Source organism: Thermus sp. LT1-2-5, from assembly GCF_040363165.1.
Taxonomy (GTDB): domain Bacteria; phylum Deinococcota; class Deinococci; order Deinococcales; family Thermaceae; genus Thermus.
On the sequence record NZ_BSRG01000002.1, the window covers coordinates 58,628 to 81,192 of the forward strand.

27 protein-coding genes are annotated in these 22,565 nt (G+C 66.9%); 16 read left to right on the forward strand and 11 right to left on the reverse strand.

All coding sequences use genetic code 11. The features are described 5' to 3' along the window. Positions 1-227: 227 nt before the first annotated feature. The 3 genes from ABXG85_RS02285 to ABXG85_RS02295 are packed head-to-tail and all read right to left on the reverse strand — an operon-like array spanning position 228 to position 2,628. The gene (locus ABXG85_RS02285; RefSeq protein ID WP_353512121.1) at positions 228-524 is read right to left on the reverse strand and encodes a hypothetical protein; all 297 of its coding nucleotides are present in this window, start codon (positions 522-524) and stop codon (positions 228-230) included. Continuing rightward, on the reverse strand, positions 517-1,947 hold the full coding sequence (locus ABXG85_RS02290; protein ID WP_353512122.1) for a cbb3-type cytochrome c oxidase subunit I: 1,431 nt from the start codon (positions 1,945-1,947) through the stop codon (positions 517-519). The genes ABXG85_RS02285 and ABXG85_RS02290 overlap by 8 nt, the downstream gene beginning before the upstream one ends. A 15-nt stretch (positions 1,948-1,962) precedes the next feature. Continuing rightward, a complete protein-coding gene (locus ABXG85_RS02295) occupies positions 1,963-2,628 on the reverse strand; it encodes a c-type cytochrome (protein WP_353512123.1) in 666 nt (221 codons plus the stop codon). A 181-nt stretch (positions 2,629-2,809) separates the two neighbouring features. Here ABXG85_RS02295 and ABXG85_RS02300 point away from each other — a divergent pair, with 181 nt between their 5' ends. From ABXG85_RS02300 to ABXG85_RS02325, 6 genes are all read left to right on the forward strand, one after another. Continuing rightward, entirely contained in the window at positions 2,810-3,226 is a 417-nt protein-coding gene (locus ABXG85_RS02300) for an RrF2 family transcriptional regulator (protein ID WP_353512124.1), read from the forward strand. Between the two features lie 44 nt (positions 3,227-3,270). Further along, on the forward strand, positions 3,271-3,471 hold the full coding sequence (locus ABXG85_RS02305; protein WP_353512125.1) for a DUF542 domain-containing protein: 201 nt from the start codon (positions 3,271-3,273) through the stop codon (positions 3,469-3,471). A 113-nt stretch (positions 3,472-3,584) separates the two neighbouring features. Further along, entirely contained in the window at positions 3,585-3,764 is a 180-nt protein-coding gene (locus ABXG85_RS02310) for an AraC family ligand binding domain-containing protein (RefSeq protein ID WP_353512393.1), read from the forward strand. After that, on the forward strand, positions 3,761-4,138 hold the full coding sequence (locus ABXG85_RS02315; protein WP_353512126.1) for a hypothetical protein: 378 nt from the start codon (positions 3,761-3,763) through the stop codon (positions 4,136-4,138). Before ABXG85_RS02310 ends, ABXG85_RS02315 begins: the two co-directional genes overlap by 4 nt. 43 nt (positions 4,139-4,181) lie before the next feature. Further along, positions 4,182-5,279 carry a YwiC-like family protein gene (locus tag ABXG85_RS02320; protein WP_353512127.1) on the forward strand — a complete coding sequence of 366 codons (1,098 nt, stop codon included), beginning with the start codon at positions 4,182-4,184 and terminating at the stop codon, positions 5,277-5,279. 48 nt (positions 5,280-5,327) lie between these two features. After that, complete coding sequence (locus ABXG85_RS02325; RefSeq protein ID WP_353512128.1) at positions 5,328-6,338, forward strand: S1C family serine protease; 1,011 nt, start codon at positions 5,328-5,330, stop codon at positions 6,336-6,338. Here the strand turns inward: ABXG85_RS02325 and ABXG85_RS02330 are convergent. Next, on the reverse strand, positions 6,335-7,309 hold the full coding sequence (locus ABXG85_RS02330) for a P1 family peptidase (RefSeq protein ID WP_353512129.1): 975 nt from the start codon (positions 7,307-7,309) through the stop codon (positions 6,335-6,337). The two genes, ABXG85_RS02325 and ABXG85_RS02330, sit on opposite strands and share 4 nt — an antisense overlap. Before the next feature lie 44 nt (positions 7,310-7,353). Between ABXG85_RS02330 and ABXG85_RS02335 the strand changes: the two genes are divergently transcribed. Genes ABXG85_RS02335 through ABXG85_RS02360 form a run of 6 tightly spaced genes read left to right on the forward strand, consistent with a single transcriptional unit; the run spans position 7,354 to position 13,248 of the window. Further along, positions 7,354-8,415 (forward strand): class II aldolase/adducin family protein, encoded by a 1,062-nt coding sequence (locus tag ABXG85_RS02335; RefSeq protein WP_353512130.1) that lies wholly within the window; start codon positions 7,354-7,356, stop codon positions 8,413-8,415. After that, entirely contained in the window at positions 8,412-9,506 is a 1,095-nt protein-coding gene (locus ABXG85_RS02340) for a zinc-dependent alcohol dehydrogenase (RefSeq protein WP_353512131.1), read from the forward strand. Before ABXG85_RS02335 ends, ABXG85_RS02340 begins: the two co-directional genes overlap by 4 nt. A 59-nt stretch (positions 9,507-9,565) precedes the next feature. Further along, positions 9,566-10,603, forward strand: coding sequence for an AAA family ATPase (locus tag ABXG85_RS02345; RefSeq protein WP_353512132.1), 1,038 nt, complete (start codon positions 9,566-9,568; stop codon positions 10,601-10,603). Further along, positions 10,563-11,432 carry a DUF58 domain-containing protein gene (locus tag ABXG85_RS02350; protein WP_353512133.1) on the forward strand — a complete coding sequence of 290 codons (870 nt, stop codon included), beginning with the start codon at positions 10,563-10,565 and terminating at the stop codon, positions 11,430-11,432. The genes ABXG85_RS02345 and ABXG85_RS02350 overlap by 41 nt, the downstream gene beginning before the upstream one ends. Next, positions 11,399-12,319: a vWA domain-containing protein gene (locus ABXG85_RS02355; RefSeq protein WP_353512134.1), complete on the forward strand. Its 921-nt coding sequence runs from the start codon at positions 11,399-11,401 to the stop codon at positions 12,317-12,319. Before ABXG85_RS02350 ends, ABXG85_RS02355 begins: the two co-directional genes overlap by 34 nt. After that, positions 12,316-13,248, forward strand: coding sequence for a vWA domain-containing protein (locus ABXG85_RS02360; protein WP_353512135.1), 933 nt, complete (start codon positions 12,316-12,318; stop codon positions 13,246-13,248). Before ABXG85_RS02355 ends, ABXG85_RS02360 begins: the two co-directional genes overlap by 4 nt. Here the strand turns inward: ABXG85_RS02360 and ABXG85_RS02365 are convergent. Then, positions 13,245-13,490, reverse strand: coding sequence for a hypothetical protein (locus tag ABXG85_RS02365; protein WP_353512136.1), 246 nt, complete (start codon positions 13,488-13,490; stop codon positions 13,245-13,247). The genes ABXG85_RS02360 and ABXG85_RS02365 overlap by 4 nt on opposite strands. 104 nt (positions 13,491-13,594) lie before the next feature. Between ABXG85_RS02365 and ABXG85_RS02370 the strand changes: the two genes are divergently transcribed. Genes ABXG85_RS02370 through ABXG85_RS02380 form a run of 3 tightly spaced genes read left to right on the forward strand, consistent with a single transcriptional unit; the run spans position 13,595 to position 16,242 of the window. Next, positions 13,595-14,080 carry a peroxiredoxin gene (locus ABXG85_RS02370; protein WP_353512137.1) on the forward strand — a complete coding sequence of 162 codons (486 nt, stop codon included), beginning with the start codon at positions 13,595-13,597 and terminating at the stop codon, positions 14,078-14,080. Between the two features lie 46 nt (positions 14,081-14,126). Next, the gene (locus ABXG85_RS02375) at positions 14,127-14,981 is read left to right on the forward strand and encodes a cell division protein FtsX (protein ID WP_353512138.1); all 855 of its coding nucleotides are present in this window, start codon (positions 14,127-14,129) and stop codon (positions 14,979-14,981) included. 1 nt (position 14,982) lies between these two features. Continuing rightward, the gene (locus ABXG85_RS02380) at positions 14,983-16,242 is read left to right on the forward strand and encodes a murein hydrolase activator EnvC family protein (RefSeq protein WP_353512139.1); all 1,260 of its coding nucleotides are present in this window, start codon (positions 14,983-14,985) and stop codon (positions 16,240-16,242) included. Here ABXG85_RS02380 and hpf read toward each other — a convergent pair. Together hpf and ftsE are read right to left on the reverse strand one after the other, a co-directional pair. Beyond that, positions 16,239-16,799 (reverse strand): ribosome hibernation-promoting factor, HPF/YfiA family, encoded by a 561-nt coding sequence (gene hpf, locus ABXG85_RS02385; RefSeq protein ID WP_353512140.1) that lies wholly within the window; start codon positions 16,797-16,799, stop codon positions 16,239-16,241. The genes ABXG85_RS02380 and hpf overlap by 4 nt on opposite strands. Next, complete coding sequence (gene ftsE, locus ABXG85_RS02390) at positions 16,796-17,524, reverse strand: cell division ATP-binding protein FtsE (RefSeq protein WP_353512141.1); 729 nt, start codon at positions 17,522-17,524, stop codon at positions 16,796-16,798. The genes hpf and ftsE overlap by 4 nt, the downstream gene beginning before the upstream one ends. A 77-nt stretch (positions 17,525-17,601) precedes the next feature. On the opposite strand from ftsE, the gene ABXG85_RS02395 reads away from it, so the two are divergent. Next, the gene (locus ABXG85_RS02395) at positions 17,602-18,921 is read left to right on the forward strand and encodes a S41 family peptidase (protein WP_353512142.1); all 1,320 of its coding nucleotides are present in this window, start codon (positions 17,602-17,604) and stop codon (positions 18,919-18,921) included. Between the two features lie 36 nt (positions 18,922-18,957). Here ABXG85_RS02395 and metG read toward each other — a convergent pair whose 3' ends face one another. From metG to ABXG85_RS02415, 4 genes are all read right to left on the reverse strand, one after another. After that, on the reverse strand, positions 18,958-20,814 hold the full coding sequence (metG, locus tag ABXG85_RS02400; protein WP_353512143.1) for a methionine--tRNA ligase: 1,857 nt from the start codon (positions 20,812-20,814) through the stop codon (positions 18,958-18,960). 99 nt (positions 20,815-20,913) lie between these two features. Continuing rightward, positions 20,914-21,597 carry a ribose-5-phosphate isomerase RpiA gene (gene rpiA, locus ABXG85_RS02405; RefSeq protein ID WP_353512144.1) on the reverse strand — a complete coding sequence of 228 codons (684 nt, stop codon included), beginning with the start codon at positions 21,595-21,597 and terminating at the stop codon, positions 20,914-20,916. Beyond that, a complete protein-coding gene (gene bcp, locus ABXG85_RS02410) occupies positions 21,597-22,070 on the reverse strand; it encodes a thioredoxin-dependent thiol peroxidase (protein ID WP_353512145.1) in 474 nt (157 codons plus the stop codon). The genes rpiA and bcp overlap by 1 nt, the downstream gene beginning before the upstream one ends. Beyond that, positions 22,070-22,555 carry an adenosine diphosphatase gene (locus ABXG85_RS02415; protein ID WP_353512146.1) on the reverse strand — a complete coding sequence of 162 codons (486 nt, stop codon included), beginning with the start codon at positions 22,553-22,555 and terminating at the stop codon, positions 22,070-22,072. The genes bcp and ABXG85_RS02415 overlap by 1 nt, the downstream gene beginning before the upstream one ends. Positions 22,556-22,565: the final 10 nt, after the last annotated feature.

Consider the following 22,565-nt stretch of genomic DNA (forward strand, 5'->3'; position numbering starts at 1 on the left):
GCCACAGCCCTGGGATAGGGCAACGCCTTGATGCAACCCAAGTCAAAACCCAGGGGCTAGGCTGGACGCTTTTTCCAGGTGCGGGAGGTGCTGGAGCGACTTTCCCGTTAGGGACCCATCGGAAAGAGGGTTCGGCAGCGGCATGCCTCTCGTGCACAGACCCTTACACAAATCCTTCACACGACAAGGGCTCCCCGGATGATTCCGGGAAGCCCTTGTGCCGAAGCTCAATGGGTGTACTCCCGTTCGTGGAAGGTGGTCACCACCCACCACATCCCTTGAGGCACGAACAGGTAGACCAGGGAACTAAAGGCGATGAGGTACTTCCAAAAAGGATCCAGGTGGGGCGGGACAATCATGCCCAAGGCACCCATGGCTTGCAACCCGGCAAAAATGTAGGAAAAGGCCACCAGCGAGGGCCTTCCCAGCATCCGCCCCAGGGCGTAGAACATGGCGTAGAACCCTGCAGCCGACACCATGAGCATCCCGGAGAGCATGAGGTCCCGTACCGCCTCGCTAGTCATGGGCCCCCACCTCCTTAGCTTGGGTATCCCGTCCCTTTCCAATGGTGGCGAGGTCCCAAAGGAGGACCAGGTAGCTCACCAAGAAGAAAACCCCGAAAACAAAGCGCCAAACCATGCCGTTTTGGAACCAGGGATGGGTCTGGGCTTCAATGTAGGCTTGCCAAGTGCTCCCACCAATAGCCCGTTCCACCATGGTCTGGGTGAACCCCGCCACGGTCATGGCTGCGGACATGCCAAAGATGCCCACCACCATTAGCACAAAAGCCCACTTCCAAAGCTTGGAGTCAAAACGAGGCCAGTCGGCTTGGCGCACCTGGTGGAGAGCCATGTAGATCACGGTCAAGATGGCTGTCACATAGGCGCCGAAGAAGGCCAGGTGGCCGTGGGCCGGGGCCAGCTGGGTGCCATGGGAGTAGAGATTGATCTGGGGAAGCGTCTGCATGAAACCCCAGACCCCCGCCCCGATAAAGTTTCCGAAGGCTTGAGCGATGGCCCAGAAGAGGGCGGGCTGGTTTACTGTTTGCATGCGGTGCATCCCGGCATCGTAAACGGCGTGGACCACCATAGCCACCAAAGGTATGGGCTCGAGGGCGCTGAAGAAGCCCCCTAGGCCCAACCAGTACTCGGGCGTGCCGATCCAAAAGTAGTGGTGGCCGAGGCCGAGGATACCAGTGCCGAAGACAAGGGCCACCTCCAGATAGAGCCAGGTTTCCACAATGCGCCGGGGTGTCCCCAAGAGATGCATCAGGGCCATGGCCATGATAGAGCCCACCAAGACCTCCCAGGTAGCCTCCACCCAAAGGTGCACCACCCACCACCAGAAGTACTGGTCCATGGAAATGTTTGGGGTATAGTGCATGCCGGCCGTGTAAAGCCCCGCCAAGGCCACTAGGTCAAACATCAGGACCGCCACTACACCCGTGATCCGCTTCGCTTTCAGCGCCGTGGCCACCACGTTGTAGAGGAAGATGACCATCACCGCCACGATGCCAAGGTCGGCCCAGCGCGGGGCTTCTATGTATTCCCGCCCCTCGGTGATGAACCACAGGGTAAAGGCATTGCCCGGCCCGTACTGCACCAGGAGGTAGACCAGGACCACCACGCCCACCGCGGCCACGAGGGTAAAGAAGGCAAAGCGGGCCAGCCGGATACCTACCACTTCCCGGCCCAGCTCCAGGGGCAAGAACCAATAGACCCCGCCCATAAAGCCTAGAAGAAGCCAGACAATCATGGCGTTGATGTGGAGCATCCGGTTGGTCATGAAGTTGAGTTTCCCGTAAAGGAAACCGGGGTCTAAATACTGCCACGCAGCCAAAAGGCCAAAAAGGATCTGGGCTCCGAAAAGGGCCAGGGCTACCCAGAAGTACAAGAGGGCCAGCTTTTGCGACTCGTAAAGCTTACCCTTGGGCATAACCTCCGTCATCGCCCTCCTCCTCCCTTACTGCACCCCCGCGAAACGGTCGGGGAAGCCATTGGTGTCTATCGCCGACATCCACTTCAGGAAGGCCACCAAAGCCCGCGTCTCCTCTTCACTGAGGTGGAGGTTAGGCATCCGCCGAGCAAAGGTGGGGTAGCGGTCCGGATGCTGCAACCACTCGGCCATGGCCTCCTCCTTGGTAGCCTTACCGGTCATGGACATAACCATGGTCTCCCATTTGGGATCAAGCCACGCTCGGGTCAAGTCCGGAGCGAAGTAGGCCCCATTGCCGAGAAGGGTATGGCAGTCCATGCAGTTGCGGCTCTGCAGGGTCAGCTTGCCCCTGTTCACCAGGACGTAGGCCTCCTCCTCGCTCCACGTCCTTCCAAAAAACCCCACCCCCTCGCCGATCACTGGGATGTCCCGGTGCTTTTCGTAGTCCCGCTTGAGCCCGATCGCCTTGTTTATCACCGTATAAGCGGGGACTCTGGCTGAGCCCTCCCGGATCTGGTTTAGGGAATCCATCGTGAGGTAAACGAGAATCCCCGTCATAACTAAGGAGCTGACCCAGGCCGCATTCCGCCAGAAACGTGGCTCCAGCCATCCCGAACCCCGGGAAAGCCAAAGAGTGAGGATCACTGTGGCGAAGAGGGCCCCGATAGTGGTCTCTACCCAGCCGATCTCCATACCCTAACCCTCCTTTCACCTCCGACCCCTAAACTCGGACTTGAGAGGCTGGCTTTCCATGACTTAGGTCAAGGGCAAAAGTCCCGGAAAAACGCCGCATTCCAGGACCCGCACTTACTTTGGACCCCTTAAGGGAACCCCTTCTCATCAGGGTTAAGCTGGTGCGGCGTACCATACGTGCATGTCCGTGCGCAGCCTTCTTCGGCGGGAAGAGTCCTATGCCCTCCACGCTCTTCTCCTTGTAGCGGAGGAGCCGGGCCTCTCCGCATTGAAAATCGCCCATAAACTCAAAGCCCCACCTGCCTTTATGGCCAAGGTGCTTTCCAAGCTGGCCAAGGCGGGACTAGTGGAAAGCCGGATGGGACGAGCAGGAGGGGTATGGCTCAAGGGCACCCCTGAAGAAATCAGCCTCCTTAAAGTCATGGAAACCCTGTCCGGCCCAGTAGCCTTGGACCTCTGCACCACCCTAAAACGCTGTCCCACGGAGGAACGGCGGGGGGTCTGCTACCTCAAGCCCAACCTGGTGCGCATAAACCTGGAGATCCGGAAAGCCCTAGGGAGCCTCACCCTTAAAGATCTCCTTCCGGAAAAGGCTTGACCCAGGTCATGGCCTCTCCCCCCTTAGCCCCCCAGGCTAAAGGCATGGAAGGGATCGCCCTCATGACCCCGGTCAACGAGATCTTGCGGCGTTACCCAGAAGCCGTGCGGCTTCTGAACGGGCTCGGTCTGGACACCTGCTGCGGCGGGGCTGAGCCCTTGGAAGAAGCGGCTAAGCAAGCCGGACGGGACCCTAAAGAGGTCCTGCAAGCCCTGGAAGCCTTCCTGGAAGAGGTCCAGCGGTGAACCTCTTGGAAAGGGCGCGTTACGGAGCGGTGCGGGGTGTGGAACTCTTGGTTGACCATCCCGAAGTGCGGCTCGTGCTCTTCAGCTTGAAGGCTGGCCAGGAGGTAAAGGGGATGGGGGAGCCCCGGGTCCACCTCCTCTGTTTGGAAGGCGAAGGGATCCTGTGGGCTGGGGAAGAAGAGGTTCATGCCACTCCAGGGGTCCTTCTTGCCGCAGCCCCCGGTGAGCCCCATGGGGCGCGGGCTGGCCAGGGGCAGTTTTTGGTACTCGGCATCATCACCCCAAGGCCATGATCCTAGCGAGCCGACTGGCCCTTACGAGTGCCCTCTTGTGGCTTGTGGCCGGCACCTGGGTGGGGCTTTGGTTGGGGCTTGGCCTCTTGCCCTACACTTGGCGGCCCGCCCACGCCCACATGCAGCTTTTGGGCTTTGTGGGGCTCATGATCTACGGCGTAGCCTACCACGCTCTGCCCCGGTTCCGGGGAGTGGTTTTCCGGCGGCCTGGGCTCGCCCTCCTCCAGGTGGGCCTTGCCAATCTTGGGCTCGGGGGCATGACCCTTTCCTGGGGGTTCGCCTGGGGCATAGGGATCTGGGGCTTCTTCGCCGGGATTGCCGCCTTGGCCGGGCTCCTTTTCGCCCTGTTGATGCTGGAGGTGCTTTGGGGCTAAGGGACCTTTGCCCCTCCGCCCTTCCCCTACCCTGGAGGCAAGGATGCGCGCCACGAACCTTCCCCTAAAGTCGGTAGCCCTGCCTGCGGAGCACGGGGGCTGGGGCTTCACCCTGGAACCGGTTCTCCTGGGCCTCCTCCTCTCCCCGGGGGCCCACACCCTGGGGCTTCTCCTCCTAGGCCTTTTCGGCTTTTTGGCCCGGCACCCCTTCAAGCTCGCCTATCAGGACCTGCGGAAAGGCAAGCGCTACCCCCGCACGGAGCTGGCCCTAAGGGTGGGGAGCGCCTACCTCCTCCTGGCCCTTGCGGGCCTCCTCCTCACCGCCCTCACCGCCCAGGGGCCTTTCCTCCTTCCCCTCCTCCTCGCCCTTCCCCTGGGGGCCTTTATGGCCTGGGCCGATGCGCAAAATCGCACCCGGGAGCTCTTCCCGGAGATCAGCGCAGCCCTCTTCATGGCCACCCTTGCCCCGGCGGGGGCGCTGGCGGGAGGCCTTGGGGCCCAGGTGGCCTGGGGAAGCTTTCTGGCCCTGGCCTTACGAGACGTGGCCTCCCTCTACTACGCCCGCACCCAGGTGCTCCGGGCTCGAGGCCTCGCTCCCAAGCGTTACCCCGCCTTCCTAGTTCTCTTCCTCACCCCAGGGCTGGCTCTTTTCCTAGGGAAGGTAGGCCTTCTCCCCATGGCTGTCTTCCTGGGCCTTTTCGCCCTCGCCCTCTACGGCGGCATCTCCCTCCTCCTGCCCCCTGTGCCCGCCCGGGTCATCGGCTGGACGCAGATGGGCTTTGGCCTCCTCCTGGTCCTCCTCGCTGCCTGGGGATACACCCAGATGGAGCTTCCCACCGCCCTTCTCTGGGTGCCGAGCCTCCACCGCCTCCTGGGATGGGCCCTGGTGGGGTTCGCCTTTGCCCTTGGCCTTTGGCTTCTTCTCCGCAAGGAGATACCCCGGGCGGCCCGCCTCGCCCTGGGCCTTTACGACCTCAACGCCCTTTTGGGCCTCCTGTACCTGGCCCTGGGGGGCCGGCTTTCCCCGCACCCTTTCCTGGCCCTCCTCGGGGTGGCCCTGGCCCACGCCCTGCTCCGCCGGCCCCACCCTTGGCCAGGGGTGGGGTTCCTACTCCTTGGTCTCGTTCTACTCTGGCACTAAGGTGGCCCCAAGCACCTTCTTCCCCCAGGGCTCACGGAAAATAAGGCCATGCGGAAAGCCTGGGGTCTGCTCCTTCTCGTACCCCTTCTCCTAGCCCTCCTCAACCTCTCCTTTGGCCTTCTCAAGCCCCCCAGGAACTGGGCTGAGCCCATCCAGGCGCCCGCCGAAGCCCTCCAGGCCGTCTACCGGGAGGCCCATCCCGCCGCCCTCCGCATAGAAGGCCCCGAGGGAAGCCGGGGCACGGGCTTCTTCTACGCCCCGGGCCTCGTCCTCACCGCCTACCACGTGGTGGCGGAAGGGGGGCCTTACACCCTGGTCCTGGCCGATGGCCGGCGGGCGGCGGCGCGGCTTTTAGGCTTCGCCGAGCCCATGGACCTGGCGGTGCTGGCCACGGAGGAAACCCCTCCCAAAACCCTCCCCCTGGAAACGGAAAGGCGGCCCCGGGTGGGGGAGGCCGTGGTCCACATCGGCAACGGCCGCAACCAGTTCATCGCCCCCCGGTACGGACGGGTAACCCGCCTCGAGGTGAGCCCCTCGGCCTTCCTGCCCCAGGGCCTGGTGGAAACCTCCTTGCCCCTCGCCCCGGGGGACTCGGGGGGGCCGGTCCTGGACGCAAGCGGCAAGGTCCTGGGGGTGGCGGTGGCCATCGGCCAGACGGAGGAGGGGTTCCGGAGCTTCTTCACACCCCTTTTGGGCCGGAGGGAGGCCGTGGCCGGCCTGGAGGCGGGGATGAGGAGCTACTGGCCCTACCTGGGCCTCCGGGGCCCCCGGGCCTTGACCCTCGAGCTCGCCCGGGAGCTCGGGCTTCCCCCAGGCGGGGTGCTGGTGGGGGAGGTGGTGCCGGGCGGAGCGGCCCACCGGGCAGGGCTTAGGGGGTTGGAGTCGGGCGGCGTTCCCGACGTGATCCTAGAGGTGGACGGAACCCCAGTGAACACCTTTGAGGAACTCCTGCGGGAGGTGCGCAAACGCCAGGTGGGCGACCGGGTGCGCCTTACCGTGCGAAGGGGAAGCGAGGTCTTCCAGGTGGAGGCGGCCCTCGCCCCCTTCCCGGGGCGCTAGCCCACAAACTCCCGATAAGCCAGCACGCCCGGCATCCCCTCCGCCAGGAGGACCGCCCGGGCGATGGCCCGGGCCAGGGCGTCGGCGGCGTAGGCCCCCAGGCGCAAAAGGGCCATGGGCCCCACCCCCTTCCCGTCCCCCAAGGCCAGGGCGAAGACCAGGTCCCCGTCCAGGGGGGTGTGGGCGGGGCGGAGGGCCCGGGAAAGCCCGTCCTGGGCCATGATGGCTAACCGCCTGGCCTCCGCCTTGGTGAGGGGGGCGTCCGTGGCCACCACGCCCAAGGTGGTGTTCTGGCCCAGGAGAAGGGGGTAGCGGTAGTCCTCCGGCGCCCCCCGGTAGCGGGAGAGGTCCGGCAAAAGCGCCCGCTCCTCCTCGGCGAGAAGCCCCTCGGCGTAAAGCCTGCCCGTAAGGGGATCGAAGGGGCGGCCGAGGCTATTCACCACCGCCAGGGCCACTACCCTAAACCCTTCCTCCAGGCGGTACCCGGCAAGGCCAAAGCCCCCCTTGACCCCCCCGGCCACCGCCCCGGTGCCCGCCCCCACGCTCCCCTCCGCCACCCCCAGGGAGGCAGCTAAGGAGGCCCTATACCCCGCCTCCCTCCCCGGGGGCCTAAAAACCTCCCCCCGCCCCAGGTCGAAGATCACGGCGGCGGGCACGATGGGCACCACCCCCGCCGGGGTGGGGAAGCCTTTTCCCTTCTCCCGCAGGTAGTCCATGACCCCATCCGCCGCCCCCAGGCCAAAGGCGCTTCCCCCGGTGAGGCAAACGGCCTGCACCCGCTCCACGGTGTTTTCCGGGAGGAGGAGGTCCGTCTCCCGGGTGCCGGGGGCCGCCCCCCGCACGTCCACCGCCGCCACCGCCCCCTCCTCCACCAGGACCACGGTGCACCCGGTGCGGGCCTCCCGGTCGGTGAAATGCCCCACCCGAAACCCAGGGAGAAGCGCCGCCTCACCCCACAAGGCTTCCGCCATGGGCCCAGTATGGGGTAGGCTTAGGGGCAAGACAAGGAGGCGGTATGTGGGAGTACCTCATCCACGGCGAGCCCACGCCCAGGTTGCAGGCCTTTTTGCAAGGGGTTGGCCAAGCCTTGGAAGCCCAGGGTTTCCGCCATAACCCAGAAGCGGAAGCCCCCAACCTGGTTCTAAACGCCATCACCCCGGAAAACCCCCGGCCCTACCGCCGCAAGGCCCAGGCCACCTTCGTAGCCTCGGTGCTGGAGCTTCCCGATTACCCCCAAGACCCCCTAAAGGAGCTCTACCCCTACCTGGTGCGGGCCCTTTCCAACGTCCTTTTGGCCTACGTGCCGGGCAAGGGGGTGGAGTTCCTCACCCTGGAGCTCGGCCATTACCAGGAAGCTGAGGGGGGGCGCTTTTTTGAGCGGGTGGCGGAGCGCCTGCGGCCCATCGCCTGCAGCCGCCTGGTCATCCAGAACATCTTCGAGCCCGACCTGGAACCGGAGCTCTGGCAGGGAGACGAGCTTACGGAGAGCATGTACCGGGCAGGGAAAAAGCTCAAGGAGTGGGACCTCCTCCCCGCCCCCTTCCCCATTGAGGAAATCCTGCCCCCTGAGGACCTCCGCCACGTGAAGCGGCTTTACGGCATCGGGGGGCTTTCCTACGGCAACCTCTCCGTGCGCAAGGACGAACGGCGCTTCTGGATGTCCGCAAGCGGGGTGGACAAGGCGAACCTCAAGGAGATCGGCCGGGACATCCTCATGGTGAAGGACTACGACCCCGAGCGGAACGCCATCCTCCTCTCCGTCCCCCCCCAGGTGGAGCCCAGGCGGGTGAGCGTGGACGCCATTGAGCACTGGATGATCTACCGGGAACACCCCGAGGTGGGGGCCATCCTCCACGTGCACGCCTGGATGGAGGGGGTGCCCGCCACCCCCTTCAACTACCCCTGCGGCACGTACGAGCTCGCCCAAGCGGTGGCGGAGAAGGTGCGCCAGGCCCCGGACCCCGCCCGGGCGGTGGTGGGGCTCAAGAACCACGGCCTCACCATCACGGGAAAAAGCCTGGACGAGATCCTGGAGCGCATTGAGGGCAAGCTCATCCGCACCGTGCCCATGTCATGAAGGCCCTCCTCTACACCCCCTCCCTCCCCCGCTTCCTCGCGGCCCGGCTTCTAGGGAAGCGCTTCCCCAAGGGGCTCCTCCCCCTCACCCTAAGCGAGGTGCCCTTGCCGGAACGGGAAGGCTTCGTGCGGGTGAGGGTGAGGCTAAGCGGGGTCTGCGGCTCAGACCTCGCCCTCCTCTACGGCAAAAGCCCCCCCTCCATAAGCCCCTTCTTCTCCTTCCCCGCCGTCCTCGGCCACGAGATCCTTGGGGAATACGAGGGAAGCCTGGTGGCGGTCAACCCCCTCCTCGCCTGCGCCGACCGAGGGCTTCCCCCCTGCCCCAAGTGCCAAAAGGGGGAGGAGGGGCTCTGCCAGAACGTGGCGGAAGGCGCTTTCGCCCCGGGAATGCTGGGCTACAACCGGGACCTCCCGGGAGGCTGGGGGGAGTGGGTCTTGGCCCGGCCCGAGCGGCTTTACCCCATTCCGGACGGGGTCCCGGAGGAGCGGGCGGTGCTGGCCGAGCCCTTGGCCGTGGTGCTAAGGGGCCTCGAGAAGCTCAGGCCCTGGCCTGAGGAGATCCTGGTGCTCGGCATGGGCACCCTGGGCCTCCTCGCCGTGCGCCTCTTCAGGGCCCTGGGCTATGAGGGGAAGGTCCTCGCTGTGGCCAAGTACCCCCACCAGGCAGAGAAGGCGAAAGCCTTCGGGGCGGACGAGGTCTACGGAAGCGCCAAGGAAGCCCTCGCCGCGCGGGCCCGGCGCTACCGCTACCTCCTCTTCGAGGGTCACCGGGGTGGGTACCCAGGGGTGGTGGAGGCCTCAGGGAGCGGAAAGGGCTTCCGGGAGGCCCTCACCCTGGCGGAGGAGGGGGGAAGGGTCCTCCTCTTGGGCGCCCCGGGGCTTGAGCTCGTGGACCTTTCCCCCTTCTGGTTCAAGGAGGTGGGCCTCCTGGGGAGCTACACCTACACCCGAAAGGACTTCGCCCAGGCGGTAGCGCTTTTGCCGGAGCTAAAGGGCTTAGAAGGCCTGGTGGGAGGCGTCTTCCCCCTGGAGCGCTGGAAGGAGGCCCTCTCCGCCCGGGGCAAGGCCCTCTTCCGGCCGAATGTGCCTTAGGCGGGGTTCTCCCTTAGGCCTTCCGGGCTATACTGGCCGGCAAAGCGGAAGGGGGCGGCATGGCCTGGGAAGAAGAGCCCTTTTCAGAAGCGGGGGAGAAGCTCAGGCGGCTTCTCAAGGAGGTCAAGCGGGTCATCGTGGGCCAGGACCACCTCCTAGAGAGGATGCTGGTGGCCCTCCTGGCCCGGGGCCACCTCCTCATCGAGGGCGTGCCCGGGCTGGCCAAGACCTTGGCGGTGAAGACCCTGGCGGAGGCGGTGGGGGGAAGCTTTCGGCGCATCCAGTTCACCCCGGACCTGGTGCCGGCGGACCTTCTGGGCACCCGCATGTATAACCCCAAGGAGGGGGAGTTCCGCACCGAGCTCGGGCCCATCTTCGCCCACCTCCTCCTGGCGGACGAGATCAACCGGGCCCCGGCCAAGGTGCAGTCGGCCCTCCTCGAGGCCATGCAGGAGCGCCAGGTGACCCTGGGCAAGGAAACCTACCCCTTGCCCAAGCCCTTCCTGGTCCTCGCCACCCAGAACCCCATCGAGAGCGAGGGCACCTACCCCCTGCCCGAGGCTCAGCTGGACCGCTTCCTCCTCAAGGTGGTGGTGGACTACCCCGCCTTCCACGAGGAGCTGGAGATCGTGCGCCGTATGACCACGGGGGAGGAGATCCGGGTGGAAAAGGTCCTCTCCCTGGAGGAGCTCCTGGCCCTTTCCCGCCTGGCCGACCGGGTCTACGTCCACCCCAAGGTGGCGGAGCACGCCGTGGCCCTGGTCCAGGCCACCCGGGACCTGGAGGGGGCGGGCCTTAAGGAGTTCAGGCCCTACGTGGCCTTCGGGGCCAGCCCCCGGGCCTCCTTGGCCCTGGTGCAGGGGGCCAAGGCCCTGGCCTTGGTGCGGGGCCGGGCCCATGCCCTGCCCGAGGACGTGCGGGACCTTTACCTGGACGCCCTCCGCCACCGCCTGGTCCTCTCCTACCAGGCCCTGGCGGAGGGGATCACGGCGGAGGCGGTGCTCAACGCCATCCTCGCCCGCTTCCCCGCCCCCTTCGTGCCCCTCCACGACCCTTATGGAGACGCCCGAAGCCCTCTTGGCCCGCCTGGAGCTTAAGGTGGTGCGTCCCCTGGACGGGCTCCTCTTCGGGGACTACCGGGGGGTGTTCTACGGCAAGAGCCTGGAGCTGGCCGAGATCTCCCCCTATAGCCCCGGGGACGAGGCGGAGCGCATCGACTGGCCCGCCACCGCCCGCACGGGGGAGCTCCATGTGCGCCGCTTCCGCGAGGAGCGGGAGCTCACCCTCTGGCTCCTCCTGGACGGAAGCCCCTCCATGCGCTTCGGCTCCAGGCGGCGGGAGAAGTACACCCTGGCCTTGGAGCTCGCCCTGAGCGTGGCCTACATCGCACTACGCCATGGGAACCGGGTGGGGGCCCTCCTCCCCGGGGGCCTCCTCCCCCCGCGGGGCGGGAAGGCCCAGGCCCTCCTCCTGGCCCGGGAGGCGCAAAAGCCGGGGCCTCCCCGGCCCCTGGCCGAAGGGCTTGACCTCCTGGGGAAGGTGGCGCGGCGGCGAAGCTTGGTCTTCGTCTTCAGCGACTTCCTGGACCCCTTCGCCGAGGCCCTGGCCCGCCTGGCCCCACGGCACGACCTGGTGGCGGTCCTGGTGGAAGACCCTCTGGAACGGGCCCTGCCCGAGGCCGGGGTCCTGGCCTTCTCCGACCCGGAAACGGGCCTCTGCGTGGAGGTGAACGCCCTGGACCCCCGGGTGCGGGAGGCCTACCGGAGGCGGGCCGAGGCCCACAGGCTCGCCCGCATGCGAGCCATTGGGAAGGCGGGGGCCGAACTCCTTTTGACCTCCACGGAGATGGACCTCCTCCCCCTTCTTTTGGGCTTTGTGGAAAGGAGGCGCAGGTGGCCTTCAAGAGCCCGGAAACCCTCCTCCTAGGGGCCTTCCTCCTGGGGGTAGCCGCCCTCGTGGCCCACCTCCTCAAGGAGGCGGGAAGGAGGCGGCTCCTTCAGGCCCTGGACCCCGCCTTCGCCCCCAGGCCAAAGCCCCTTCCCCTCCCCTACCTCCTCGCCCTCCCTTTGCTCCTCTTGGCGGCGGGCCAGCCCGAGGCCCCCTTGCCCTGGCGGGAAAACCTCACCCAGGCGGTGGTGGTGCTGGACACCAGCCACTCCATGGGCGCAGACGACGAGACCCCAAGCCGCCTGGAGAAGGCCAAGGCCCTGGTCCACGCCTTCCTGAGGGGCCTGGACCCCTCGGTGAAGGTGGGCCTCGTGAGCTTCGGCCCCCAGGCGGTTTTGGTCCTGGCGCCTTCTACCGACCGCAAGACCCTCCTGGAGGCCCTTTCTGGCCTGAGGCCGGGAGGGGTGAGCCCCTTGGGCCAGGGGCTTCTTCAGGCCCGGCGGGTCCTCCGCCCCGAAGGGCCCGAGCGGGACCTCCCCGAGGCCAAGCCCCCTGCCGCCGTCCTCCTCCTCTCCGACGGGGCGGCCAACGCCGGGAAAGACCCCTTGGAGGCGGGGGCGGAGCTGGCCCGGGCCCAGCTTCCCGTCTTCGTCCGCCCCCTGGGTGACCCTCGAGGGGCGGTGAGCCGCATCGGGGAGGGACTTTACTTCGTGCCCAGCGACCCGGGGACCCTCCTGCGCCTGGCCCAGGCCACAGGGGGCGGCGTGCTCCAGGAGGACTTCCGCCCCCTCTACCAGGCCCTAAGGCCCCACTACGTCTGGCGCACCCGGCCCCAGGAACTGGCCCAGGCCCTGGCGGTGGCGGGGTTTTTGCTCCTAAGCTTCGGGGCCTACACGGGCCTAGCCCGGGAAGGGAGGTGGCCGTGAGCCTCCTCGCCCCGGAGGCCCTAAGCCTCCTCTTTCTCCTCGCCTTCCTCCTTTTGGGCCTCTGGAGGGCAAGGCCCAAGGCCGCCCTCCCCCACCCCCTGGCGGCCCTCCTCCAAGAGGCGGCCAAGGAAGCTAGGGGGCCTTTGCCTTGGCTTCCCACGGCGCTTTTTGCCCTGGGGCTTTTCCTCTTGGTCTTGGCGGCAAGCCGCCCCCTCCTGCCCCTTCCGGGCCAAGCCAGCGAAAACGCCGTGGTCCTGGTGGTGGACGTGAGCCGGAGCATGATGGCCACCGACCTCAAGCCGAACCGCCTCGAGGCCGCCAAGGAAGCGGCCCGCACCTTCCTAAAAGAGGCCCCCAAAGGGCTCCGCGTGGGCCTGGTGGCCTTCAGCGGCTACGCCCAGACCATCCACCCCCCCACCACGGACCGCAAGCGCCTCTTGGAGAGCCTAGATAGCCTGGAGTTCGGCCGCTCCACCGCTATCGGGGAAGGAATCCTGGAGGCCCTGCGCAACCTTAGGGAAGCGGGGGGGGAGGGGGAGATCCTCCTCCTCACCGACGGGCGGAACCGCACGGGCATAGACCCCCTGGAAGCGGCGAGCGAGGCGGCCAAGATGGGGGTGAAGGTCCACGCCGTGGGGGTGGGCGTGCCCGGCTGGACCCCGGGCCCCGAGGACCCGGCCCTGGGCTTTGGCTTCTTCCCCGGGGCTTACGAGGTGGACGAGGAGCTCCTTTGGGCCATGGCCGAGATGACGGGAGGGGAGCACCACCTGATCCGCTCGGAACGGGAGCTTTCCGCCCTCTACCAAAGGCTCGCCCAAGGGGTGCGCCTGGAGGTGAAAAAGGCGGAGGCCACGGGCCTTTTCGCCCTCCTGGGCGGGGTCTTTGCCCTTTTGGGGGTGGGCCTTAGGCACTACCTCTCCCCCGCCTAGGAGCCGCCGAAGGGGTTGGGCACGGGCTCCACCGGGAAAAGCTCCTGGGGTTCCCCGCCGGGCACGGGCAGCATGCGGAAAAACTGCCCGTTCAGGAAGAGGTAGACCTGGGGCTCGCACGCCTCCCCTTGCGGCGGGGCGGGAAGGGTAAGCTGCGCCGGCACCGCCTCGGGCCGCGCCAAGAAGCCCACCCCTGCGCCCAGAAGCCCCCCCAGGGCCAGACCCAAGAGGAAGGGTTTCATAACCCAAGCCTAGCAGCCCTGGCCCCCCAGGAAAAGGGGAAAGCCCTCTTTCCCCTGCAGCCTAGCCCACCTTCCTGCCTCGAGGCCTCCCCTACGCTAGGGGCATGCGCACCTTAGGCCTTCTCCTCTTCTTGGGTTTCCTCCGGGCCCAGGCCCTGGCCCCGGGAGACCCAGCGCCCCTCCTAGAAGCCCAGGACAGCTACGGCCGCCCCGTGGACTTCAGGGGGAGCTACGTGGTCCTTTGGTTCTACCCCAAGGCCAAAAGCCCAGGCTGCACCGCCCAGGCCAAGCGCTATAGCGAGCTTTACGAGGCCTTCCAAAGCCTAGGGGTGCGGGTCTATGGAGTAAGCCACGACCCCGCCAAGGAGCAGTGCGACTTCGTGGAACACCTTTCCTTAAAGGGGGGCATGATTCCCGACCCCCAAGGCCGGCTAGCCCGGGCCTACGGGGTGCGAAGCCTCCTGGGCTTCTACAGCCGGGACACCCTCCTCCTCAACCCCGAGGGCCGGGTGGAACGGATCTGGCGCAGGATGAACCCCTTTACCGATGCAGACACCGTCTTGGCCTACCTGAGGGAGCGCCTGCGCTAAAGCTCATCTCATCCGCACACCCCAAACCCTGCATAAGATGTAGGGCGTGTACGCCATCCGCCAGGGCCTGCGGCAGATCCTGCGCCACCCCACGGCCAGCCTCGCCACCTTCTTCACCGCCTTGGTCTCTTTCGCCCTCCTCTACTTCCTGGGCCTTCTCCTTTGGAACCTGGAACGGGTGGTCCAAACCCTGGAGAAGGAGCTGGAGGTAGCGGCCTTCCTGCGGCCAGGGGCCAACGTGGAAGCCGTCTTGAGCGAGATCCAGTCCTGGCCCGAGGTGGCGGCGGCCCGGCTCGTCACCAAGGAGGAGGCCTTGGCCGAGCTGGTCCTGGACTACCCTTACCTGGCGGAGGCCAAGGACCTGGTGGAAAACCCCCTCCCCGACACCCTGCGCCTCCGGCTCAAAGACCCCGAGGCGGTGCGCCAGGTGGCGGCGCGCCTGCGCGGCCTCCCCGGAATCGAAGGGGTGGAGTACGGGGGAGAGCTCACGGAGCGCCTGGTGCAGGTCCTGGGGGGAAGCCGACTGGCCATGGGAATCCTGGTGGGGCTTCTCCTCCTCAACACCTTCTTTAGCGTCATGGGCTCCATCCGCCTCTCCATGGAAAGCCGCAAGGAAGCCCTTTCCATCATGCTCCTGGTGGGGGCCACCCGGCGCTTCATCCAGGGCCCTTTCGTGGTGGAGGGGCTTTTCCTCACCCTGGGGGCGGGGGCCTTGGCCGTGGCCTTCGGAGGGCTCCTCTACCGGGCCTTGGCCCAGGCGGTGCAGGGGCTTTTGCCCTTTTTGCCGGTGCTGGGGCCGGAGGACCTCCTGCGCACGGGGCTTTTGGTCCTGGCCCTGGCGGGGGTCTTGGGGGCCGGGGGGGCCTTCATGGCCAGCCGGGCCTACCTGAAGGAGGTCTAGGGTGCGGCTTTGGCTCCTTCTTCTCCTGAGCCTGTCCCTCCTGGGCCTGTCCCAGGACCTCAAGGCCCAGGAGGAGGCGGTGCGCCGCCTCGAGGCCCAGGCGGCCCGGGCCAGGAGCCTGGACCAGGAAACTGCGCGGCGCATCCAGGCCTTAAACCGGGAGCTCGCCCGCCTTTCCGCCCGGGTGGAGGGCCTTCTTGGGGAAAAGGCCCGCCTGGAAAAGGAGATCGCCCGCCTGGAAGGCGAGCGCGTCCGCCTGCGCCAAGAGATCGCCCGGCTTCAGGAGGCCGTACGCCAGACGGAAGGCCGCATCGCCAAGCTGGAGCGGGACCTGGAAAGCCTCAAGGCCCGGCTCCAAGCCCTCATGCGAAGCCTCTACCGGGAGCGGGCCGGGCGCTACCTGCCCCTCCTCAGGGCCCAGTCCTTCACCGATTTGGCGGTGCGGGCCCGCTGGGTGGGCTACCTCTCCGCCCAGGACACCGCCTTGGTGCGCACCTTCCAGGCCACCCTAAAGGCCCTACGGGAAGAGCGGGAGCGGCTTAGCCTTCTCCTGGCCGACCTTTCCCAGAAGGAGGCCTCCTTGGCGGAAACCCAGGCGGCCTTGGAGCGGGAAAAGCGGGGCCTCGAGGCCACCTTGGCCGCTTTGCAAAGGGAGGAGCAGGGCAAGCGGGCCCTCCTGCGGGACGCCCTTCAGGAGCGGCAGCGGCTGCAGGCGGAGCTCGCCGCCCTCCAGGCCCGGGTCCTGGCGGAAAGGCAGCGCCTTTTGGAGCTAAGGCGGCAGGAGGAGGAGCGCAGGCGGCAGGAAGAAGCGCAAAAGGCGGAGGCCGCCCGCCGCCAGGCCGCCTTGCGCCCCCAGGTGGTGGTGCCGCCCCCACCCCTGCCCGCTCAGGTGGGCCGCCTGGCCTTCCCCGTGCCCGGGGGGCGGGTCCTGGTGCCCTACGGGCAGGAAGGCCCCTTCCAGGTGATCCAAGGCCCCGCCCCGGGAAGCCCGGTGCAGGCCGCCGCTGAGGGGTATGTGGCGGGCATCCTGTACCTGCCCAACCTGGGCTACACGGTGATGCTGGTGCACACGGAAACCCTCTCCACCGTCTACACCAACCTGCAAGAACCCCTGGTGCAGGAGGGCGAGAGGGTTTCCCAAGGCCAGCTTCTCGGGTACACGGGAGGCGGCCTCCTCATCCGCCCCGAGGAGCTGGAGTTCCGCGTGGCGGTGCGGTTGGGCGCGGAAACCCGCTTCGTGGACCCCGCCGCCTACTACTAGGCGGGCTCGATGAGGCCGTAGTTCCCGTCCTTGCGGCGGTAGATGACGCTGATCTCCTCGGTGTCGGCGTTGCGGAAGACGAAGAAGTCGTGCCCCAAGGCCTCCATTTGGAAGGCGGCCTCCTCGGGGCTCATGGGCTTCATCTCAAAGCGCTTCACCCGCACGATCTTAGGGCCTTCCTCCTCCTCGGGCTTGCGCAGGGCCTCGAGGTCCCGCACCTCCGGGGGCGGGGGGCCCTGGTAGGAGTGGCGCTTGCCCACGAAGCGCCGCTCCTTAAAGCGCTTGAGCTGGGTTTCCAAGCGGTCCACCATCCGGTCAATGGCGGCGTAGAGGTCGGTGTCCTCCTCCTCCACCCGCACCAGCCCCCCGGGGAGGTCCACCTGCACCTCGGCCTTGGCCTTCCGCTCCACGTGGGGGCTCCCCGCCAGGGAAAGGACCACCTTGGCCATGAGCTCCCCGTTTTGGTACCGGTCCAGGCGGGAAAGCTTCTTCTCCACGTAGTCCCGGATGGCGTCGGTGATCTCCAGGTTACGGCCGATGAGCTTGTAGACGTTCATATGCCCTCCTTTCCGCCCCGGTCAGGGCTTTCCCTTACCCTTATGCTACCACCTTCCCCGGGACGCTCGTCCCGCACCACCTGCCCCGCCTTGAGGACCACCACCCGGGCGGGGTAGGCCTCCAGGAGCTCGCGGCTATGGGTGGCCACCAGCACCGTGGCCCCGCGGCTGTGGGCGGCTTTGAGGATCTCCAGGACCTGGAGGGCGTTTTCCAGGTCCAGGTTGCCCGTAGGCTCGTCCGCCAGGATCACGGGGGGATCCAGGAGGAGGGCCCGGGCGATGGCCACCCGCTGGGCCTCGCCCACGGAAAGCTCCTCGGGGAAGGCGCGCTTTTTGTGGGCGAGGCCCACCCGGCGAAGCGCCGTGGCCATGCGCTCCGGCCACTCCTTCCGGGGTACGCCTTGCACCTCCAGCACGAAGGCCAGGTTCTCCTCCACGGTGAGGTCCCTTAGGAGGCGGTGGTCCTGGAAGACCATGCCGATGCGGCGGCGGTGGAGGGCCACCTGGTCGCCCCGGAGGTTTTTCAGGTTCTGACCAGCGAAGTAGACCGCTCCCTGGGTGGGAAGAAGCCTCCTAAGGATGAGGGAAAGGAGGGTGGACTTCCCCGCCCCCGAGTGCCCCACCACGTAGACGAACTCCCCCTTCTTCACCTCGAGGCTCACGTTGTAAAGCGCCTTGGTCCCCGTGCGGGGGTACTCCAGGCCCACCCGGTGGAAGGCGATCATGCCCCCACTATACGCAAGGCGGACCACGGTTGCTTCTCATGGGCGGGCGCTATAGTGGAGGCTAGGTGAGGGAGAAGATGAAACGACGCGCGTGGTTCATCGCCGGGATCGGGGTTCTCCTTGCCCTGGTGTACGCCCAGCTTCCTAGGCCCCAAGCGGAAAACCTCCTGCAAAACCCCAACGGCCAGGCCCTCCTGGAGGTCTACCAAAGGATCCAGCAGGACTATCTGGAAACCTTGCCCAAGGAGAAGCTCAACGCCCTTCTGGAAGGGGCCATCGGCGGCATGGTGGCCGCCCTCAAGGACCCCTTCACCAGCTACTCCCCGCCCCAGCGGGCAAGCCTCCGCCAGGAGGACCTTCGGGGCGAGTTCTTCGGCATCGGGGCCACCCTCTCCCCCGCCAACCCCGACGGCACCGGGGCCAAGATCGAGGGGGTCATGAAGGGGCTTCCCGCCCAGCGGGCGGGGATGCGGGCGGGGGATGTGATCCTCGAGGTGGACGGGGAGGACGTAACCGCCCTGCCCTTGCAGGAGGTGGTGGCCCGCATCCGCGGCCGGGAGGGGACCAAGGTCACCATCAAGGTGCGCCGGGAAGGGGTGCCGGCCCCTCTGGTCTTCGAGCTCGTACGGGAAAAAGTGGAAATCATCTCCGTTTCCACCGGCAAGGTGGGGGACGTGGGCTACATCGCCCTGGAAACCTTTGCCAACTTCAAGGTGGAGGATCAGCTCAAGAAGGCCATAGAGGACCTCAAGGCCCAAGGGGCCAAGAAGCTCATCTTTGACCTCCGGGATAACGGGGGCGGCCTCCTGGACCAAGGGTGCGCCGTGGCCAGCGCCTTCTTGAAGGAAGGCCCCATCGTCTACACCCGCACCAAGAACCTCACCCGGGTCTGGTGCGAGGCCTCGGGAAGACCCCTTTGGGATGGCCCCATGGTGGTCCTGGTAAACGGCAACTCCGCCTCGGCCAGCGAGATCGTGGCCGGGGCCCTCCAGGACTACGGCCGGGCCAAGGTCATCGGGGAAAAGACCTTCGGCAAGGGCGTGGGCCAGACCCCCTACACCCTGGCCAACGGCGGCGAGCTCACCCTGGTCACCTTTGAGTGGCTCACCCCCAAGCGCCGGGCCATCAACAAGGAGGGCCTGAAGCCCGACATCGAGGTCAAGGACACCCGCTTCCCCACCCCCTTCTCCGTGCAAGGGGCGGGGGCCCCCCCGGGGGCGGAGGTGAGCGTGACCCTAAACGGCAAGACCGTGAAGGTGAAGGCGGACGCCGAGGGGAAGTTCAGCTACGCCGAGCCGCAGCGGCAGCGGCCCCTTCCCGAGGAGCGGGGCCAGGCGGTCTTGGACCCGGAAAACGACGCCATCCTCAAGCGAGCCCTGGAGGAGCTAGGCCGCTAGGAAGGGAAACGGGGGCCGGGGAAGTTCCCCGGCCCCTTACCGCACCACCGCCCCCGGGGGGATATCCCCGTCCACCGTCACCAAGGCCAGCTTCTCCCCCTCCTGGGCCGCCAGGATCATGCCCTCGCTCTCCACGCCCCTTAGCTTTGCCGGCTTCAGGTTGGCCACCAAGACCACCTTCTTGCCCACCAGCTCCTCGGGCCGGTACCACTGGGCGATGCCGGACACCACCGTGCGCTCCTCCTTCCCCAGGGAAAGCCGGAGGACCAGGAGCTTGTCGGCGTTGGGGTGCTTCTCGGCCGCCACCACCTCCGCCACCCGGAGTTCCACCTTGGCAAAGTCGTCCAAACCGATTCGTTCCATCTTCTCCTCGCTTTCCTTGGTCGGCTTGGCCTCCTTGGGGAAGAGGACCGGGGCTTCCCCCGGGAGGGGAAGGGGCTCCGCCAAGCCCCACCTTTCCGCCTCCTCCAGGCGCGCCGCCTCCTTTAGGCCCAAGGCCCGCCTTAGCTCCGCCATCTTCTCGGGCATGGCGGGGGTGAGGAGGATGGAGGCGATGCGGAGGCCCTCCACCACCCGGTAGAGCACCGCCTGCGCCGCCTCCTTGTCCTCCTTGTAAAGCTCCCAGGGTTTCTTCTCGTTGATGTAGCGGTTCAGGGCCTTCACGTAGGCCATGGCCTCCTCGAGGGCCACGTGGAACTTCAAGTCCCGCACCAGGCCCCTAAGCTTCCCGGCAAGCTCCGTGCCGTAGGCGAGCTCCTCCCCCGCCACGGGCTTGGGGATCCGCCCCTCGGCGAAGCGGAAGAGCATGGCCCGGGTGCGTTGCACCAGGTTGCCCAGATCGTCCGCCAGGTCCGCCTCGTACCGGGTCCTAAGGGCCGCCTCGCTCACCGGGGTGTCCTGGCCGTAAGGAATCTCCCGGAGGAGGTAGTAGCGCACGGCGTCCCGCCCGTACCGCTCCGCCAAGGAGAAGGGGTCCACCACGTTCCCCAGGGTCTTGCTCATCTTCCGCCCGTCGGGCCCCAGCAAAAACCCCCCCACGTTCAGGTGGCGGTACATGGGGATGCCCGCCGCCTTGAGCATGGTGGGCCAGAAGACCGCATGGGGCTTCAGGATGTCCTTGCCGATGAGGTGCCAGGCGTGGGGCCAAAAGGTTTTGAAGCGCTCCCCCTCGGGGTAGCCCAGGGCGGAAACGTAGTTCAAGAGGGCGTCAAACCAGACGTAGGTCACATGGTCCTCGTCCCACGGCAGGGGGATGCCCCAGGGGACCCGGGCCTTGGGCCGGGAGATGGAAAGGTCGCCGATGGGCTCCGCCAGCATGGCCAGGACCTCGTTCCGGTAGCCCTCGGGGCGGATGAGGTTGGGGTGGTCCCTCAGGTAGTCCAGAAGCCACTCCCGGTACTTCTCCATGCGGAAGAAGTAGTTTCCCTCCTTCCTCCGCTCCACGGGGCGGCCGTGGATGGGGCAAAGCCCCTCGGAAAGCTCCTTTTCCGTGTAGAAGCGCTCGCAGGACACGCAGTAAAGCCCCTCGTACTCCCCGTAGTAGATGTCCCCGGCCTCGTACACCTTCTGCAAGACGTACTGCACCACCTTCTTGTGGCGCTCTTCCGTGGTGCGGATGAAATCGTCGTAGGCGATGCCGAGAAGGGCCCAGGCCCGGCGGAAGCGCTCGGAAACCCGGTCAACGAAGGCCTTGGGGTCCTCCCCCGCCCGCTCCGCCGCCCGAAAGACCGTCTCCCCGTGCTCGTCGGTGCCGGTGAGGAAATAGGTCTGGTAGCCGTCCAAGCGGTGCCAGCGGGCCAGGAAGTCCGCCACCACCGTGGTGTAGGCGTGGCCCAGGTGGGGCTCGGCGTTCACGTAGTAGATGGGGGTGGTGATGTAAAAGACCTTCTCCATGCCTCCTCCTCAAAAAAAACCGGGGCATGCGCCCCGGGCAGGAGGGAAAACCTCCCGCCCTAGAACCGGGGCATGCCCTTCATAGAAGGGAGTTTACCCCTAAGGCAAAAGCTCTTCAATCCCTAAAGGCCCCGCCACCAGGGCCCGGGTGGCGAGGCCCAGGAATAGCCCCGTTTCCACCACCCCGGGGATCTCCAGAAGGGCCCGGTGGAGGCCCCAGGGGTCCCCGATGGGGCCGAAGCGGACATCGGCGATGAGGTGCCCCCCGTCGGTGAAGTAGACCTCGTCCCCGTCCATGCGGAGCTCAGGCTCCCCCCCCAATGCGGCGATGGCCTTTAGCGTGGCCCGAAAGCCGAAGGGGACGATCTCCACGGGCACCGGCCCCCGGCCCAGCACCGGCACCTTCTTGGTGTGGTCGGCGATGACGAGGAACTCCTTGGCCGTCTGCTCCACGATCTTCTCCCGCAAAAGGGCCCCGCCCATGCCCTTGATGAGCAAAAGCCCCGGGGCGATCTCGTCCGCCCCGTCGATGGCCAGGTCCACCCCATCCGGGGGAAGGTCTATGAGGGGGATCCCCTCCTTGCGGGCGAGCTCCTCCGTGGCCCTCGAGGTGGGCACCCCCACCACCCCTCTAAGCTCCCCTTCCCGCAGGCGGCGGGCTAGCTCCAAGACGGCGTAGCGGGCGGTGGAACCGGTGCCCAAGCCCACCACCATCCCGTCCTGCACGTAAGCCACGGCGGCGTGAGCCGCCTCCTTTTTGTAGCTCTCCAAAGGGCGCTCCATCACGCCCCCTTTAGGGCCTGAAGGGCCTCCGCCACCTCAAGGGCGTGCCCCTCGGGGGAAACCTTGCGCCACACCTTGGCGATCCTCCCCTCGGGGTCGATGAGGAAGGTCTGGCGCAAGACCCCTTCCACCTCCTTGCCGTAAAGCTTCTTCTTCCCCCAGGCCCCGTAGAGGGAGATGGCCTTCCGCTCGGGGTCGGCCAGGAGGGGGAAGTTTAGCCCGTACTTCTCGGCGAAGCGCTTGTGGCTTTCCACATCGTCGGCGGAAACGCCCAGGACCACCGCCCCCAGGGCCTGAAGGCTTCCCATGTGGTCGCGGAAGCCGCAGGCCTCCTTGGTGCACCCCGGGGTGTCGTCCTTGGGGTAGAAGTAGAGGACCACCCACTGGCCGCGGTAGTCGGAAAGGCGGTGGATGCGGCCCTCCTGGTCGGGGAGGGCGAAATCGGGCGCCAAGGTGCCTTCCATGCCGGGCATTATAGCTTGTAGCCGAAGCGGCGAAGGAGGTCCTTGCGCCAGGCCACCTCGGCCTCGTCCTCCACCCCGAGGGGCTTAAACCCGTCCATGACCCCCAAAATGGCCCGCTGCTCCCCCTCCTCCGCCACCACCACCTTTAGGGGGTTGGCGGTGGCGGCGAAGATCCGCACCACCTCGGGGCAGGCCTTCACCGCATGGAGGACGTTGATGGGGTAAAACCCCTCGCCCAAGACGATGAGGAAGGTGTGCCCCGCCGCCAGGTTGAGGAGGTTCTTCACCGCAAGCTCCACCAGGGCCTCGTCCGTGCCCGAGCGGCGGATGAGCCGCTTGCCGCTGGCCTCAGAGAAGGCGAGGCCGAACCGGATGCCGGGCACGGCGGTCACCAAGGCCTCGTGCAGGTCCTCCACCGTCTTGATGAAGTGGGCCTGGCCCAGGATGACGTTCAGGTTCTCCGGCTTCTCAATGGGGATGAGCTTTAGCTCCATGGGACCATTG

What these genes read in the sequence shown, in the direction of transcription:
- ABXG85_RS02285 (WP_353512121.1), bottom strand. Translation starts at nt 524, where the DNA reads ATGACTAGCGAGGCGGTACGGGACCTCATGCTCTCCGGGATGCTCATG.
- ABXG85_RS02290 (WP_353512122.1), bottom strand. Translation starts at nt 1,947, where the DNA reads ATGACGGAGGTTATGCCCAAGGGTAAGCTTTACGAGTCGCAAAAGCTG.
- ABXG85_RS02295 (WP_353512123.1), bottom strand. Translation starts at nt 2,628, where the DNA reads ATGGAGATCGGCTGGGTAGAGACCACTATCGGGGCCCTCTTCGCCACA.
- ABXG85_RS02300 (WP_353512124.1), top strand. Translation starts at nt 2,810, where the DNA reads ATGTCCGTGCGCAGCCTTCTTCGGCGGGAAGAGTCCTATGCCCTCCAC.
- ABXG85_RS02305 (WP_353512125.1), top strand. Translation starts at nt 3,271, where the DNA reads ATGGAAGGGATCGCCCTCATGACCCCGGTCAACGAGATCTTGCGGCGT.
- ABXG85_RS02310 (WP_353512393.1), top strand. Translation starts at nt 3,585, where the DNA reads ATGGGGGAGCCCCGGGTCCACCTCCTCTGTTTGGAAGGCGAAGGGATC.
- ABXG85_RS02315 (WP_353512126.1), top strand. Translation starts at nt 3,761, where the DNA reads ATGATCCTAGCGAGCCGACTGGCCCTTACGAGTGCCCTCTTGTGGCTT.
- ABXG85_RS02320 (WP_353512127.1), top strand. Translation starts at nt 4,182, where the DNA reads ATGCGCGCCACGAACCTTCCCCTAAAGTCGGTAGCCCTGCCTGCGGAG.
- ABXG85_RS02325 (WP_353512128.1), top strand. Translation starts at nt 5,328, where the DNA reads ATGCGGAAAGCCTGGGGTCTGCTCCTTCTCGTACCCCTTCTCCTAGCC.
- ABXG85_RS02330 (WP_353512129.1), bottom strand. Translation starts at nt 7,309, where the DNA reads ATGGCGGAAGCCTTGTGGGGTGAGGCGGCGCTTCTCCCTGGGTTTCGG.
- ABXG85_RS02335 (WP_353512130.1), top strand. Translation starts at nt 7,354, where the DNA reads ATGTGGGAGTACCTCATCCACGGCGAGCCCACGCCCAGGTTGCAGGCC.
- ABXG85_RS02340 (WP_353512131.1), top strand. Translation starts at nt 8,412, where the DNA reads ATGAAGGCCCTCCTCTACACCCCCTCCCTCCCCCGCTTCCTCGCGGCC.
- ABXG85_RS02345 (WP_353512132.1), top strand. Translation starts at nt 9,566, where the DNA reads ATGGCCTGGGAAGAAGAGCCCTTTTCAGAAGCGGGGGAGAAGCTCAGG.
- ABXG85_RS02350 (WP_353512133.1), top strand. Translation starts at nt 10,563, where the DNA reads ATGGAGACGCCCGAAGCCCTCTTGGCCCGCCTGGAGCTTAAGGTGGTG.
- ABXG85_RS02365 (WP_353512136.1), bottom strand. Translation starts at nt 13,490, where the DNA reads ATGAAACCCTTCCTCTTGGGTCTGGCCCTGGGGGGGCTTCTGGGCGCA.
- ABXG85_RS02370 (WP_353512137.1), top strand. Translation starts at nt 13,595, where the DNA reads ATGCGCACCTTAGGCCTTCTCCTCTTCTTGGGTTTCCTCCGGGCCCAG.
- hpf (WP_353512140.1), bottom strand. Translation starts at nt 16,799, where the DNA reads ATGAACGTCTACAAGCTCATCGGCCGTAACCTGGAGATCACCGACGCC.
- ftsE (WP_353512141.1), bottom strand. Translation starts at nt 17,524, where the DNA reads ATGATCGCCTTCCACCGGGTGGGCCTGGAGTACCCCCGCACGGGGACC.
- ABXG85_RS02395 (WP_353512142.1), top strand. Translation starts at nt 17,602, where the DNA reads ATGAAACGACGCGCGTGGTTCATCGCCGGGATCGGGGTTCTCCTTGCC.
- metG (WP_353512143.1), bottom strand. Translation starts at nt 20,814, where the DNA reads ATGGAGAAGGTCTTTTACATCACCACCCCCATCTACTACGTGAACGCC.
- rpiA (WP_353512144.1), bottom strand. Translation starts at nt 21,597, where the DNA reads ATGGAGCGCCCTTTGGAGAGCTACAAAAAGGAGGCGGCTCACGCCGCC.
- bcp (WP_353512145.1), bottom strand. Translation starts at nt 22,070, where the DNA reads ATGCCCGGCATGGAAGGCACCTTGGCGCCCGATTTCGCCCTCCCCGAC.
- ABXG85_RS02415 (WP_353512146.1), bottom strand. Translation starts at nt 22,555, where the DNA reads ATGGAGCTAAAGCTCATCCCCATTGAGAAGCCGGAGAACCTGAACGTC.